14 protein-coding genes are annotated in these 13,318 nt (G+C 55.4%); 8 read left to right on the top strand and 6 right to left on the bottom strand.

Annotated features, from left to right (window positions below):
• Window positions 1-95 precede the first annotated feature (95 nt).
• Genes KW808_RS03755 through KW808_RS03745 form a run of 3 tightly spaced genes read left to right on the top strand, consistent with a single transcriptional unit; the run spans window position 96 to window position 2,905 of the window.
• On the top strand, window positions 96-1,115 hold the full coding sequence (locus KW808_RS03755) for a FecCD family ABC transporter permease (RefSeq protein WP_003858297.1): 1,020 nt from the start codon (window positions 96-98) through the stop codon (window positions 1,113-1,115).
• Between the two features lie 6 nt (window positions 1,116-1,121).
• Entirely contained in the window at window positions 1,122-1,904 is a 783-nt protein-coding gene (locus tag KW808_RS03750; RefSeq protein WP_003863642.1) for an ABC transporter ATP-binding protein, read from the top strand.
• Window positions 1,905-1,927: 23 nt separating this feature from the next.
• Window positions 1,928-2,905: an ABC transporter substrate-binding protein gene (locus tag KW808_RS03745; RefSeq protein WP_003863643.1), complete on the top strand. Its 978-nt coding sequence runs from the start codon at window positions 1,928-1,930 to the stop codon at window positions 2,903-2,905.
• Between the two features lie 305 nt (window positions 2,906-3,210).
• Here KW808_RS03745 and KW808_RS03740 read toward each other — a convergent pair whose 3' ends face one another.
• The 6 genes from KW808_RS03740 to KW808_RS03715 all read right to left on the bottom strand — a co-directional run bounded on the left by KW808_RS03740 (window position 3,211) and on the right by KW808_RS03715 (window position 8,318).
• Window positions 3,211-4,116: a DDE-type integrase/transposase/recombinase gene (locus KW808_RS03740; RefSeq protein ID WP_034983892.1), complete on the bottom strand. Its 906-nt coding sequence runs from the start codon at window positions 4,114-4,116 to the stop codon at window positions 3,211-3,213.
• A gap of 175 nt (window positions 4,117-4,291) precedes the next feature.
• The gene (locus tag KW808_RS03735) at window positions 4,292-4,705 is read right to left on the bottom strand and encodes a hypothetical protein (RefSeq protein ID WP_006285365.1); all 414 of its coding nucleotides are present in this window, start codon (window positions 4,703-4,705) and stop codon (window positions 4,292-4,294) included.
• Window positions 4,706-5,087: 382 nt separating this feature from the next.
• Window positions 5,088-5,279, bottom strand: coding sequence for a hypothetical protein (locus KW808_RS03730; protein ID WP_003860810.1), 192 nt, complete (start codon window positions 5,277-5,279; stop codon window positions 5,088-5,090).
• Between the two features lie 136 nt (window positions 5,280-5,415).
• The gene (locus KW808_RS03725; protein ID WP_003854700.1) at window positions 5,416-6,075 is read right to left on the bottom strand and encodes a trimeric intracellular cation channel family protein; all 660 of its coding nucleotides are present in this window, start codon (window positions 6,073-6,075) and stop codon (window positions 5,416-5,418) included.
• A gap of 1 nt (window position 6,076) precedes the next feature.
• On the bottom strand, window positions 6,077-6,991 hold the full coding sequence (locus KW808_RS03720) for an exodeoxyribonuclease III (RefSeq protein WP_003860808.1): 915 nt from the start codon (window positions 6,989-6,991) through the stop codon (window positions 6,077-6,079).
• A gap of 52 nt (window positions 6,992-7,043) precedes the next feature.
• On the bottom strand, window positions 7,044-8,318 hold the full coding sequence (locus KW808_RS03715) for an MFS transporter (RefSeq protein ID WP_003854698.1): 1,275 nt from the start codon (window positions 8,316-8,318) through the stop codon (window positions 7,044-7,046).
• A 183-nt stretch (window positions 8,319-8,501) separates the two neighbouring features.
• Here KW808_RS03715 and KW808_RS03710 point away from each other — a divergent pair, with 183 nt between their 5' ends.
• Genes KW808_RS03710 through KW808_RS03690 form a run of 5 tightly spaced genes read left to right on the top strand, consistent with a single transcriptional unit; the run spans window position 8,502 to window position 13,302 of the window.
• Window positions 8,502-9,557 carry an iron-siderophore ABC transporter substrate-binding protein gene (locus tag KW808_RS03710; protein WP_003860806.1) on the top strand — a complete coding sequence of 352 codons (1,056 nt, stop codon included), beginning with the start codon at window positions 8,502-8,504 and terminating at the stop codon, window positions 9,555-9,557.
• Window positions 9,558-9,566: 9 nt separating this feature from the next.
• Window positions 9,567-10,562 carry a FecCD family ABC transporter permease gene (locus tag KW808_RS03705; protein WP_003860804.1) on the top strand — a complete coding sequence of 332 codons (996 nt, stop codon included), beginning with the start codon at window positions 9,567-9,569 and terminating at the stop codon, window positions 10,560-10,562.
• Entirely contained in the window at window positions 10,559-11,587 is a 1,029-nt protein-coding gene (locus tag KW808_RS03700) for a FecCD family ABC transporter permease (RefSeq protein ID WP_003860802.1), read from the top strand. The genes KW808_RS03705 and KW808_RS03700 overlap by 4 nt, the downstream gene beginning before the upstream one ends.
• The gene (locus tag KW808_RS03695; RefSeq protein WP_003860801.1) at window positions 11,584-12,393 is read left to right on the top strand and encodes an ABC transporter ATP-binding protein; all 810 of its coding nucleotides are present in this window, start codon (window positions 11,584-11,586) and stop codon (window positions 12,391-12,393) included. Before KW808_RS03700 ends, KW808_RS03695 begins: the two co-directional genes overlap by 4 nt.
• A gap of 9 nt (window positions 12,394-12,402) precedes the next feature.
• The gene (locus tag KW808_RS03690) at window positions 12,403-13,302 is read left to right on the top strand and encodes a siderophore-interacting protein (protein WP_003860799.1); all 900 of its coding nucleotides are present in this window, start codon (window positions 12,403-12,405) and stop codon (window positions 13,300-13,302) included.
• Window positions 13,303-13,318: the final 16 nt, after the last annotated feature.

Here is a 13,318-nt window from a genome sequence, read left to right as displayed (position 1 = left end):
GGGTTGCTATCGGCCGAAAGTTTAGGGTTTTGTTCAATCTGTTGGTTAGTATTGCTTGGGTAAACAAGTCATAACAATTTTCATTAAGGGTCGTTTTGTCGCGCACAGGTGTTTCGAAAAAACCAAAGCTCACCGCTCCTGTTGTCATCATCGGCACCCTCGTCTTGTTGATCATCGCCTTCACCGCTTCCCTCATGCTGGGTCCCGTGACGGTTCCATTGAATGAGCTTGCAACCAACCCCGTTGTCACCGACATCCGTGCACCACGCATTATCATCGCAGCATTGGTGGGTGCGGCGCTGGCTGTCTCCGGTGCGATCATGCAGACGGTGTTTCACAACCCGTTGGCGGATCCCGGCATTGTGGGTGTGTCCTCCGGTGCAGCTGTTGCAGCTGTCTTGGCGATTGTCACCGGTGCGAGTTTCTTTGGCCAATGGACCGTTCCTTTTGCGGCCTTCGTGGGCGCATTGGTCACGGTGGCTGTGGTGTATTTGATCGCTAGTTCCCGCGCGATGGATGGCCGTGGCGCAGATCCGGCCACGTTGGTACTGGTCGGCATGGCTATCACTGCCTTTTTGGGTGCTGTTATTTCCAGCGCCACTGCGAACGCGCCACAAGATTCTGAGCTTCGATCCGTGACGTTTTGGCTCAACGGCGATCTGGTATCTCGGACGTGGGAACATGTGGGCGTTGCAATAATCCCCATTATCGTTGGGTTGATTCTAGCTATCGGCGGTTCCCGCGATCTGAACTTGTTGCTGCTGGGTGATTCCACAGCGCAAACATCTGGACTCAACGTCAACCGCGCACGCATCATTTTGCTAGCACTTGCGGCACTGCTCACCGCCACAGCTGTTGCGGTCTCCGGCACCATTACGTTTGTTGGATTGGTAGTACCCCACCTGGTGCGCATTGTTTTAGGTGCCGATCACCGCGCGTTACTCCCGGCCGCCGCGATTTTGGGCGCCACGTTTGTTATCGTTTCCGACACTGTTGCCCGCATGATTTTCTCCCCCATCGTCTTGCAAACAGGCGTGGTGGTGGCGTTCATTGGCTCACCAATTTTCCTTTATTTACTGCTCAGCATGCGCAAGCGACGCGGATTGGGGCTGTAAAAACTCATGCCTCAATTAGTTGAAATTCGTGATCTCAACGTTGAATTCCCCACTCGCCGTGCAGTAAAAAACGTGTCTTTTTCTGCGCCTGCTGGAAAAGTCACCGCACTGATTGGCCCGAATGGTGCTGGTAAAAGTACTGCCCTTTCGGCGATTGCAGGATTGGTTGAATCCACCGGCGAGGTAATGGTTGGTGGGAGTGGGGTTGCGTCGAAAAGCGCTAAAGCCCGAGCCCGCCTGCTCTCACTCGTGCCGCAAAACACCGAGTTGCGCATTGGTTTTAGTGCACGCGACGTTGTCGCGATGGGCCGCTACCCGCATCGTGGCCGCTTCGCCGTGGAGACCGACGCAGATCGACGCGCCACCGATGACGCCCTGCGCGCCATCAACGCGCTCGACATAGCCGAGCAGCCCGTCAACGAATTATCGGGCGGCCAGCAGCAGCTCATCCACATCGGCCGAGCGCTCGCCCAAGACACCGCCGTCGTGCTTCTCGACGAGCCCGTCTCCGCCCTTGACCTACGACACCAAGTTGAAGTCCTTCAACTCCTGCGCGCCCGAGCTAATTCCGGCACCACCGTGATCGTCGTCCTTCACGATCTCAACCACGTTGCCCGTTGGTGCGACCATGCAGTGTTGATGGCCGACGGCGAAGTTGTCTCCCAAGGTGACATCCGCGAGGTGCTCGAACCTGCCACACTGTCCACCGTGTACGGACTGCCCATTGCGGTGCGCGATGATCCCGAAACCAGCTCACTTCGCGTGATCCCGCATCCAAATCCCTTTTGATTGAAAGTTTGACTTAAAAACCCATGAAAAAATCACTCATCGCCATTGTTGCCAGTGCGCTCGTGTTAAGCGGCTGCACCTCTGATTCTTCTGACTCTTCCGGCACTTCCGGAACTGTGGAAACCACTTCGATTGCAACCAGCGTTGCCGCAGCTGACGGCGCATTCCCACGCACCGTCGCACTCGACGATTCCTCCATCACCTTAGAATCCAAACCAGAGCGCATCGCCGTACTCACCCCAGAGGCAGCATCCTTGGTTCTCCCCATCGCAGGCGCCGACCGCGTCGTGATGACCGCCGAAATGGACACCGCTGACGAAGAAACCGCAGCTCTAGCCTCCCAAGTGGAATACCGAGTCAAAAACGGTGGCAGCCTCGACCCCGAACAAGTTGTCGCCGCCGACCCAGATTTGGTGATCGTCAGTGCGCGTTTCGATACCGAACAAGGCACCATCGACATTTTGGAAGGCCTCAACGTCCCCGTAGTTAACTTCGATTCAGACGCTTGGGGAGACATCGACGCCATCACCAAACACCTAGAAATTGTGGGTGAACTCGTCGGCGAAGAAGACAAAGCCGCAGAAGCAATCGCAGAAATCGATGCAAACCGCATCGACATCGACAAGCCTGCCACCTCCCCCACTGTGCTCACTTTGATGCAACGCGGACCACGCCAAATGGTCATGCCAGAATCTGCCATGCTCAACGGCCTGATCCGCGAAGCCGGCGGCACTCCAGTGGTAGATTCTCTCGGCGCGGTAGGCACCATCACTGCAGACCCAGAACAAGTTGTTGCGATGGCACCTGAGATCATCATCATTCAGGACTTCCAAGGTAAAGGCCGAGAAGACTTCGCTGATTTCCTCTCCAACCCAGCGCTAGCCAACGTTCCCGCCATTGAAAACGACAAGATTTTCTACGCCGACACTGTCACCACTGGAGTTACTGCAGGTACCGATATCACCACTGGCCTGCAGCAAGTGGCAGAAATGCTGAGCTAGTTTTGAGATGTTGAAACTAGCCCAAGTGCCCAAGAACTCCCCTACGTAATTCCTCTTTTGTCTTTATCGTGGGTGTTTAGTTCGGATCCCGCGGCGGAAGTTCCCTGTTTGACTGCTTACTGACCCACGAATAGCCCGCAGGGGAAAGAATGTGCGAATATCCACCACAGAATGGAGGTAAAGTTCCATTTGTGGTGGATTTTTGCACTCATGAGGCCCTGTGATGCAAAAATAAGTTCGATTTAGTGGTTAGCGCGGCCTGTCAAGTAAATGTGAAGAATGACGTAGGATTTCTCAGATACTGATCACTCAATCAACAGATACTCATCACCGACCCGACTCGCATTAATACTCACCTTCCGCGCCGGCACCTTCACCCTCGGTGGACGATGAAACCTCTCCGGATGAGCCGCATAATAACGCCGCAACACACCCCGACGCTGCTGCGCGGTAGACACCCAACTGCCATCAAAGACCTGCTCCGGAATGAAATTCGCAATCCCACTGTGATAATCCGTGGTGTTATACGCCGAAATCACCAACCCCAAACTCTCATCAGCATCAGTGATCGAATCATAAACCTCCAACCCCAAACGATGATGCTTAATCGTATGATTCACCGACTCACAATGCGGATTATCATTGCTAACCCCAGGCCGAATCAACGACTGCTCCACCCCATAACGCTCAAGCATCCTAGCCATATCCTTGCTCGTCATAATTGAACCGTTATCGGAATGCACCACCTCAACACGACCTAAACCTTCCTGCTTGATCGTCTCCTCGATCAACATGACAGCCACATTTTTGTCTTCACGTGACTGCAACGTCCACCCCACAATCTTGCGGGAAAACAAATCCATCACCACATGCAAGGCATACAACACCCGCGTATGTGATCCCTTCACCCACGTCACATCCCACACAAACACCTGACCAGGACCTGTCGCTGTCACCGTCGGCACAGTTGCTGGTTCACGAGTACGTCGCGCAGGTTTAACCACCGGATCACGCAAGGTCTGCGCAATCCGGTAAAACATCCGCTCACCAGCTAAAAGCCGCTCGCCACTATCAAGATGCTGGTAATAGATTTGTCGCACACTCAACCCCTGCTCAAACCCGGCAGACAGCAGCACGGCGATCTGGGCGCGGTCAGCATCACTGATGCGTTTAGACCCACTGCGCTTAGTATGCGGGATCGGGTTTTTCACCCGCGCCTGGGATGGTGTCGGTAGTAGTAACTAGATTCCGATAGCCCTAGAACAGCAAGTGCATTCTTTTTGGAATACCCGCTTCGGCGTAGACAGCTAATCAGGTGCTCTTCAAGATCAAGGTTGCTCTGATACATGCTGCGCTGTGATGTGGATAGTGTTGCGCCTCCTCGTCTTATTCCGCGCCATCCTTGTGCATTATCGCGATAGCTTTTCCCAACGCATCAATTGCGGTGTGGAGCTCCTCATTGTTTTTCTTCAGTTTCGCAATCGTTGTGTCGGAAGAATTATTCCGCGCCTCAGAGGCGTCGAGCTTGGCTTGCATTTCTTCGAGCTGGGCGCGCAGTGCGATGTTTTCGCGGACTTCCTTGAAGGTCATGCGTCCAGTCTGGCGTGGAATCAGCCCACGTTCAAGATCACCATCGGCCAGGCCCCTGCGCCATGTCGCAATCGTTGATGCTGACAGGTTGTGCTGGGCGAGGTATCTACCTTTCGTGCCGTGGGGGCGGGAGAGGTAGGCGATGACGTGGTCTCGTTTTTGCTCCGGGGTGAGCTCTGCTGTGTCGACGGTGGGAATGTTCACGGTCATGATGGATTGTCTCCTTAGCTGGTTTTGACTGCTTCACATTCAGCTAAACAGAAAGGGTAGCCCACACGTTTGTGGTGAATCCTTGATCAGTAAATCCACAAGAATCACATCCGCCCCACTAGCCTCAAGATCGAAACCTCTCAGAATCGCTTTTAAGCGCCTCAACTGGCCCACCCCATACCAAGACCTACTTTGAAGTTCTCACTCTCTTAAATCGCCTCCTGCGTCCAAAGCAGGGTTCGGCCTCTCGCACGCAATGAAAAGTCCATTAAGCCCAGTAAGCACAGCAAAAGGCGCACGCTCCCGCCCCTAGCCACAGCTAGTAGAGCAAACGTGCGCCTTAAACGCCTCTAACTTAAAACACCCCAAAGGGGCGTCTGTTTTAGATCTTGTGTGAGGTTGGTGAATTTACATCTGCAGCCACTGCGAGACCCCAGGTGATGATTCCGCCACCGGCAGCCATGATCAGTGCGGCAACAATTGCCATCACGGAGTACCCAACCTCGATGGTGTACCAGACACCACCGGCCAAGATGATAGCGCCAAGAACTAGAAGGGCGAATGACTTACCCATGTACAATCCTTACTTTTCGTATCAGCTTGAGAAAAGTTGATACATCCTCATTGAAGTTTTCTGATCTGACCTTACCCGTATTTTAAGGAACTTCTGCAATTAGGGGTAGTAAAATTTTCCCCCGAGTGCAAAACCCTTACTTCCGGAACATTCTCCACAGACGCATTTTGGGATCTCGTTTGTATTCGCGTTCTTGGTAGTCGAATACGGGGAGGCTCCATCCGCGCCAGATGGATAGCAGTCGGACTACAAAGGCAACCACCACAGAGACCAGGACGGTGACGTTTTCGGAAGCTCCAAGGTACATCATCGCAAAGTAGACGCAGGTGGCGAGGAATGCGATTGATGCGTAGAGCTCTTTTTGAAATACCAGTGGGATGCGGTCACACAAAAGGTCACGCATGACGCCGCCGAATACACCTGTGAGCACTGATGCCACTACTGCGATGATGAATCCGTAGCCCATTTCCAGTGCGATTTGTGTGCCGATCACAGCGAATGCAGAAAGACCCACGGCGTCGAGCACGAGGAACAACACACGGAAGTGCTCCATCAGGAAGGAAATGGACACTGTCAAAATGGCTGCGCCAATGATCAGCAGTAGATACAGTGGCTTTTCCACCCACACCAGCGGGTAATGTCCCAGCAGCATGTCGCGGATGGACCCGCCGCCGATCGCGGTAACGCATGCGATGACGGATACTCCGAAGAGATCCATTTTTTGTCGGCCGGCGGCCAGCGCGCCTGTCATGCCTTCGGCGGTGATGCCGATGGCCCATAGAATTGTCAGCAGCATTTTAGGAGTAGATCACGTTCAGTGGTGAGTGATCTGACCAGCGCAAATCGTATGCAGCGGCTTTGTCTACCCAGGAGCGTTCTGCGCGTTCGAGCATCGCTGCGGTTGCTGCTTGGTAGTCGATGCGCCATCCTGCACCGGTGTCGAAGGCTTTTCCGCGGTAGGTCCACCAGGTGTAGGGGCCGTCGCCTTCAGGTTGCAGGCGACGTGCAACGTCGAACCACGCAGGGTCCGTAGTTGCTTCTCGACGCCTCGTTCCTTCATAGTCCACGGCACCGAAGAAGTCGCCGGCCCCTGCAACCTGGGTTGCCTCATCTGGGAAGGTGCCAAAGACTGAATCCATGAATGCACGTTCGTCGGGGAGGAAACCGGATTTCTTTTGGTTGGTTTTCCAGTTTTTTAGGTCTTCGCGGCGGTGGCAGATGTTCCAGTCGCCACCGATGACCATGTGGGAGCGTTCTTTAGCGCGCTGGTCCAGGAACCCTTCGAATTCATCGAGGAAGCGGTACTTTTCATCCTGCTTGTCGGTGCCCGCTGAGCCTGAGGGGAGGTAAAGAGATGCCACGGTTACTGGCACATCCAGGGTGGTGTCTTTGATGGTTGCTTCAATGTAGCGGCCGGAGTCAAGGAAAGATCCAAAACCGATGTTCACATCTTCAAGTTCATGCCTAGACAAAATGCCGACACCGGCACGTCCCTTGGCAGCTGCTGGGGCACCAATGTAGTGCCATCCGTTATCTAAGGCGGGTTGCAGTGCGGTGGCGGTGTCTTTTTCGCTTGCGCGGACTTCTTGGAGGAGGACAACGTCCGGGCGAGTTTCTTCAAGCCACGGAAGGAAACCTAGGTTTGTTTCGCTTCGCTGTTTGACCGCTGCCCTAATGCCGTTGACATTGACGGATGTGATGTGAAAACTCATGCTTGTCACACTAGTGGGTGCTTGGGGGAAATCCTCCATCCGCCAACCCCGTTTATGTGCGTTTACGCAAGGCCACCATGGGGAACCACACCACGATGGCAAGGAATGCCAGGCCAGCGCCAGCAAGGGCTGGAGTGCTGTAGGAATAACCCGCGCCGATAACCACGCCACCGATCGCTGCGCCCAAAGCGTTACCGATATTCAGTGCAGATTGATTCAGAGATGCAGCCAACGTTTGTGCGCGTCCTGCAACGTCCATGAGTCGGATCTGCAGTGATGGGATCAGTGTGGAGCCGAAGAATCCGACGAGTCCGAAGTTGATGGTTCCCAGGATGGCGTTGTTGGAGGTGAAGTAGAAACCGATGAGGGCCACCACGATGCAGATCAGTGCGAGGAGGATTCCGCGGTCCACGTTCCAGTCGGCGATGCGTCCACCGACGTAGTTTCCGCAGATCATGCCCACGCCGTAGGCCATCAGCACAATCCAGATCAGGGAGCTTGGCATGCCAGCTTGGTCGGTCATGGTCCAAGAGATGTAGGTGTAGACCGCGAACATGCCACCGAAACCGATGGAACCAATGCCCAGGGTGAGCCAGACCTGGCTGTTCTTCAAAGCACTGAGTTCTGTCAGCGGGCTGGTGGGTTTCATCTCTGTCATGTGTGGCATGAGGAACCATAGGGCCAGCAAGGTGAGAACACCCAGGACGGTGACCAGCACGTAGGCGGTGGACCAACCGAAAGCATCGCCCAGTGCTTGGGCTGCTGGAACACCGGCGACAGTACCCACGGAAAGACCCATCCCGACATAGGCGATCGCACGTCCACGCTGTCCGTCTGGTGCCATCGATGCTGCTGCCAAACCTGCAACTGAGAAGTACGCGCCGTGTGGCAGACCAGCGATGAAGCGGGCAATCAACAGGACTTCATAGGACGCATTCAGTGTGGACAACGCGTTACCTACCACAAAGAAGGCCACCAGGATGAGCAGCAGGCGGCGTCGTGGAAGTTTGCCGGTAAACGCTGTGATCAGCGGGGCACCCACAACCACGCCGAGGGCGTAGATGGTGATGATGTGTCCGGCTTGGTCTTCGGAGATCTCAAAGTCGGAGGCGATCGCGCTGAGCAGACCCATGGAGACAAATTCCGTCACACCGATGGCGAAGCCACCGAGTGCGAGGGCAGTCATGACGATATATCGACGAACCTCGGAAATTTCCGTTTGCCTAGGAATCGGGCGGCGTTTGATATGTCCGCCGATATGCCCACCGCGTCCTTGTGGTGCCTGCGAGTCGACAACCTTGACAGGATTTTTTCCAGATTCGTGCATGTAAGCACAATATCGGACAGCTCCCTCACCGGCACTATTGCAGACAACAAATGTGCGTACTTAGCCACCTTTCAAAAGGTTGTGACGTGAGACATTTCCTCCAATACCTCTCCAGTGATATTCTGTCGGGCAGCCTAACCTAAGTTATTCCGTTGTTGTTCGAGAAAGAGAGAGAAACTTTTCATGCGTACGTCTCGCGTTCTAGCCGGCATTCTTGCCGCAACCCTCACGGTGTCCCTCGCGGCCTGCTCCCAGGATTCTTCAGAAACGTCCTCCAATTCGTCTTCAGCAGCATCATCCCAAAGCTCTGACGTTTCCAACGAGGCGTTCCCTGTCACCATTGAGCACGCTTTCGGCGAGACCACCATTGAGTCCAAGCCAGAACGCATCGCAACTGTTGGCTGGTCCAACCATGAAGTCCCTCTCGCATTGGGTGTGACTCCTGTCGGCTTTGAGAAGGTCACGTGGGGCGACGATGACAACAACGGCATCTTGCCATGGGTGGAAGAAACCCTGAGCAAGCTCGGCTCCGATGATCCTGTGCTTTTCGATGCCACCGATTCCATTCCTTTTGAGGAGATCGCCAACACTGCGCCGGATGTCATTTTGGCGTCCTACTCTGGCATCACCCAAGAAGACTACGATCAGCTGTCCCAGATTGCTCCTGTGGTGGCTTACCCAGAAATCGCATGGGGCACCTCCCTGGATGAAATGATTGAGATGAACTCCAAGGCGATTGGTCTGGAGCAAGAAGGCAAGGATCTCATCGCAGATCTGGATGCAGAGGTTGCTTCCGCCATCGATGCCAACCCAGAGTTGAAGGATGCGAAGCCTGTATTCGCGTTCTTCGATGAGAGCGATTTCTCGCAGATTGGTGTGTACACCAGCATTGATCCTCGCATGAGCTTCTTGCTTGATGCGGGTGTCCAGGAAGCTTCAGTCCTCAAGGAGCACTCCAGCCCAGATAGCTTCTACGAGCAGGTTTCTGCAGAAAACCCTGAAACCTTCGACGATGTTGATGTGATCATCACCTACGGCACCGAAGATGATGCTGCAAACGCTGAGCTGTTGTCCAAGATGCAGGCTGATCCACTGCTGTCTCGAATCCCAGCTATTGCGGAGGGCAAGGTGGTGTTCTTGGGTGCTAACCCGCTGGCTGCTTCAGCGAATGAATCCCCGCTGTCTATTCCTTGGGGTATCAACGAGTACTTCGCTAAAATCGCTGAACCTCTGAAGTAAAACTGCTTGATGTCAACAACCAAAAAGCTTTTGTTTCTCAGCGCCACGCTGGTTCTTTTAGCTGTTGCGTGCGTGTGCTCTGTGAAATTTGGTGTGCGTTCCACCAGCACTGATGATGCGATCCAGGCGTTGCTTGGGCATTCGGACACCACGGAGCAGGCAGCGGCATTAAAGAGAATTCCACGGACTGTGCTGGGCATCATCATTGGTGCTGCCCTGGCGATTGCGGGAACCACCATGCAGGCGGTGACCAGGAATCCGCTGGCAGATCCAGGTATCTTTGGCATTCTTGCTGGTGCTTCTCTGGCTGTGGTCATTGGCATTTCTTTTTTCGGTTTGGCTGGCGCGGTCCCCACGATGATCGTTGCGGTCGTTGGTTCTGCGGCCGCTGCGGTGTTTGTGTACACCGTGGGTTCTTTGGGTCGCGGTGGGGCCACGCCGCTCAAGCTTGCTCTTGCAGGTGCAGTCACCACCGCTGCGCTCACGTCCTTGGTCAGTGCTGTGTTGTTGCCTCGCGTTGATGTCATGGACAGATTCCGCTTTTGGCAGATCGGTGGCGTGGGTGGCGCAGAGTGGGATCGAATGGCCCTGGCTGCACCGTTTCTCGCTGTCGGTTTCTTGCTGTGTGTGCTCACATCCACTGGTTTGAACGCGTTGGCGTTGGGTGATGATGTGGCCACCAGTTTGGGTGAGAATGTGCTGAGAACACGGATTGTGGCGTCGATAGGCGCTGTTATTTTGTGCGGCGTGGCTACGGCGCTGGCCGGCCCGATCGCGTTCGTGGGGCTGGTGGTGCCGCACATTACGCGCCTGATTGTGGGCACGGATCATCGCTGGCTGGTGCCCTGTTCGGCGCTGGCGGGCGCGGTGTTGATTGTTGTGGCGGATACTTTTGGGCGCGTGGTGACTCGTCCGAGTGAAATTGCCGTGGGCATCATCATGCCGCTCATTGGTGCGCCACTGTTTATTTGGATTATTCGTCGTCAGAAAGTCAAAGAGCTATGAGCCTTAGCCATCAACTCAAGCGCCAGCGCGCATCGCGCAACTCCCGCAGGTGGCTGATTGTTGCGGCATTGGGCGTCGTCACGCTTAGTGTTTTTGCTTTTTCTTTGATGTGGGGCGAGGTATTTTATGGCCCTGCTCAGGTGCTGAAGGTGTTGTCTGGACAGCAGGTTCCCGGCGCGAGTTATTCCGTTGGCGTGTTGCGTTTGCCGCGTGCGGTGATGGGTTTGACTGCGGGTTTGGCGTTTGGCGCGGCGGGCGTGATTTTTCAGACGTTGTTGCGTAATCAGTTGGCGTCGCCGGATATTATCGGCATTTCTTCTGGCGCGTCGGCGGCGGGCGTGATTTGCATTGTGTTTTTCGGGATGTCGCAGTCTGCGGTGTCGGCGATTTCTTTGTGTGCGTCCTTGGCCGTGGCGTTGTTGATTTATCTGGTGGCGTATCGCGGTGGTTTTTCGGCCACGCGTCTGATTCTTACCGGCATTGGTATTGCTGCGATGCTGAATTCATTAGTGTCGTATTCGCTGTCCAAGGCTGATTCTTGGGATCTGCCGACCGCGACGCGCTGGCTTACCGGCTCGCTCAATGGTGCGACGTGGGATCGTGCGATGCCGCTGATTGTCACCACTGTGGTACTCATTCCGCTGCTGGTGGCTAATGCGCGCAATGTGGATCTTATGCGTTTGGGCAATGATTCCGCGGTGGGTTTGGGCGTTGCTACCAATCGCACGCGCGTCATTGCGATTATTGCCGCTGTTGCGCTCATCGCCGTTGCTACCGCTGCATGCGGCCCGATCGCATTCGTGGCGTTTGTGTCTGGCCCCATTGCCGCGCGCATTTTAGGCTCCGGCGGATCGCTCATCATCCCCTCCGCACTCATCGGCGGGTTGATCGTGCTCATCACCGACCTAATTGGCCAATACTTCCTCGGCACCCGCTACCCCGTCGGAGTTGTCACCGGCGCATTCGGCGCCCCATTCCTTATCTATTTACTCATTCGTTCCAACCGCGCGGGAGTAACCCTGTGACCACCAACCATCAACTATCCGCCGAAGAAATTTCCCTGGCGTACGGCGAGCGCACCATCATCGATTCACTCAGCGTCGACATCGTCCCCGGCAAAATCACCTCCATCGTCGGCCCCAACGGATGCGGCAAATCAACGCTGCTGCGCGCCTTTGCGCGCCTCCTTAAACCTAGCGCCGGGCAAGCGCTTATCGACGCCCACCCCCTTCATTCACTGCCAGGCAAAGAACTAGCTCGCATGCTCGGGCTGTTACCGCAATCCCCCACCGCACCTGAAGGCATCGTCGTCGCCGACCTCGTGGGCCGCGGCCGCCACCCCCACCAAGGACTCATGGGCAGATGGTCCACACGCGACTACGAAGTAGTGGCCCAAGCATTGGAAATGACCAACACCACCGAGCTTGCCGAACGCCCCATCGACGAACTCTCCGGCGGCCAACGCCAACGCGTCTGGATCGCCATGGCCCTTGCCCAAGAAACAGACATCCTGCTTCTTGATGAACCCACCACCTACCTCGACATCGCCAACCAGCTCGAAGTGCTTGATCTCCTCACTGACCTCAACCACAACCACGGCACCACCATCGTCATGGTGCTCCACGAATTGGGACTTGCCGCACGTTACTCTGACCACCTCATCGCCATGAACGCCGGAAAAATCTACGCCCAAGGCACCCCCACCAACGTCATCACCGAAACCATGATGAGCGAGGTCTTCCACACCGACGCCCGCATTATCGCCGACCCAGTCTCCGGCGCACCACTGGTCATGCCCATGGGACGACACCACATCACCGCACTTCACTAGGAGAACACCATGCCCGCCCCAGTAACCGCCATCGTTGAATCCGCAACCCAGATCAGCCCCAACTTCATCCGGATTGTGTTCACCGGACCAGAACTCAAAGTGGTGGGCAGCGACACACCGCTTTACGATCAGCGCATCAAACTCATTTTTCCCAACCCCGGCCAACCCCTACCTGAATTCCCCCAAGAAGGACTCTGGTACGAAGAATGGGCCACACTTCCCGAAGACTCCCGCGGCGTCATGCGCACCTACTCCATCCGCTCACTGGAGCGCACCGAAGAAGCCACCCGCATGACCGTCGATTTCGTCCTCCACATCGCGCCGGGGCTCACCGGACCTGCATCCACGTGGGCGGCGTCTGCTGCAGCTGGTGATGAAATTTTGATTGTGGCACCACGACTCGATGCTGAATATATGGGTGGCATTGAATTCGCTCCCGGTGCAGCCACCAAGGTGATCTTGGCAGGCGATGAAACCGCAGCACCCGCAATCGCACGCATCCTCGAAGACCTCGCAGATTCCGATATTCCAGGAACCGCCATGATCGAAATCCCCTCGGATGACGATGCACTTGCCATCGCTGGCCCTTCCTCCATCGATGTGAAATGGCTGCCCCGCAACGGCCGCAAGCACGGCGAATTACTGATGGAAACCCTGGCCCTACACCACGAAGAAACAGAAGCCGCAGCCACCTCCGAAGGCGAACTTGTGTGGGAGACTCCTGTGTTCTCCGCCACTGGCGAACAGATCACAGAATCCAACCCACGTTCAGGTGACTACTACTGGATTGCTGGCGAAAGTGGTGTCGTGACCAGCATTCGTCGATCTCTAGTGAAAGAGAAAGGCCTCGACCGTTCCCAAGTGGCATTCATGGGGTATTGGAAACACGGCGTTTCCATGCGGGGCTGAAACTGCCACCATAGGC

This window comes from [Brevibacterium] flavum (assembly GCF_019317305.1).
Classification (GTDB): Bacteria; Actinomycetota; Actinomycetes; order Mycobacteriales; family Mycobacteriaceae; genus Corynebacterium; species Corynebacterium glutamicum.
Note: the sequence above shows the minus strand (reverse complement) of the source record. Positions and strands in the feature narration are given on the sequence as shown.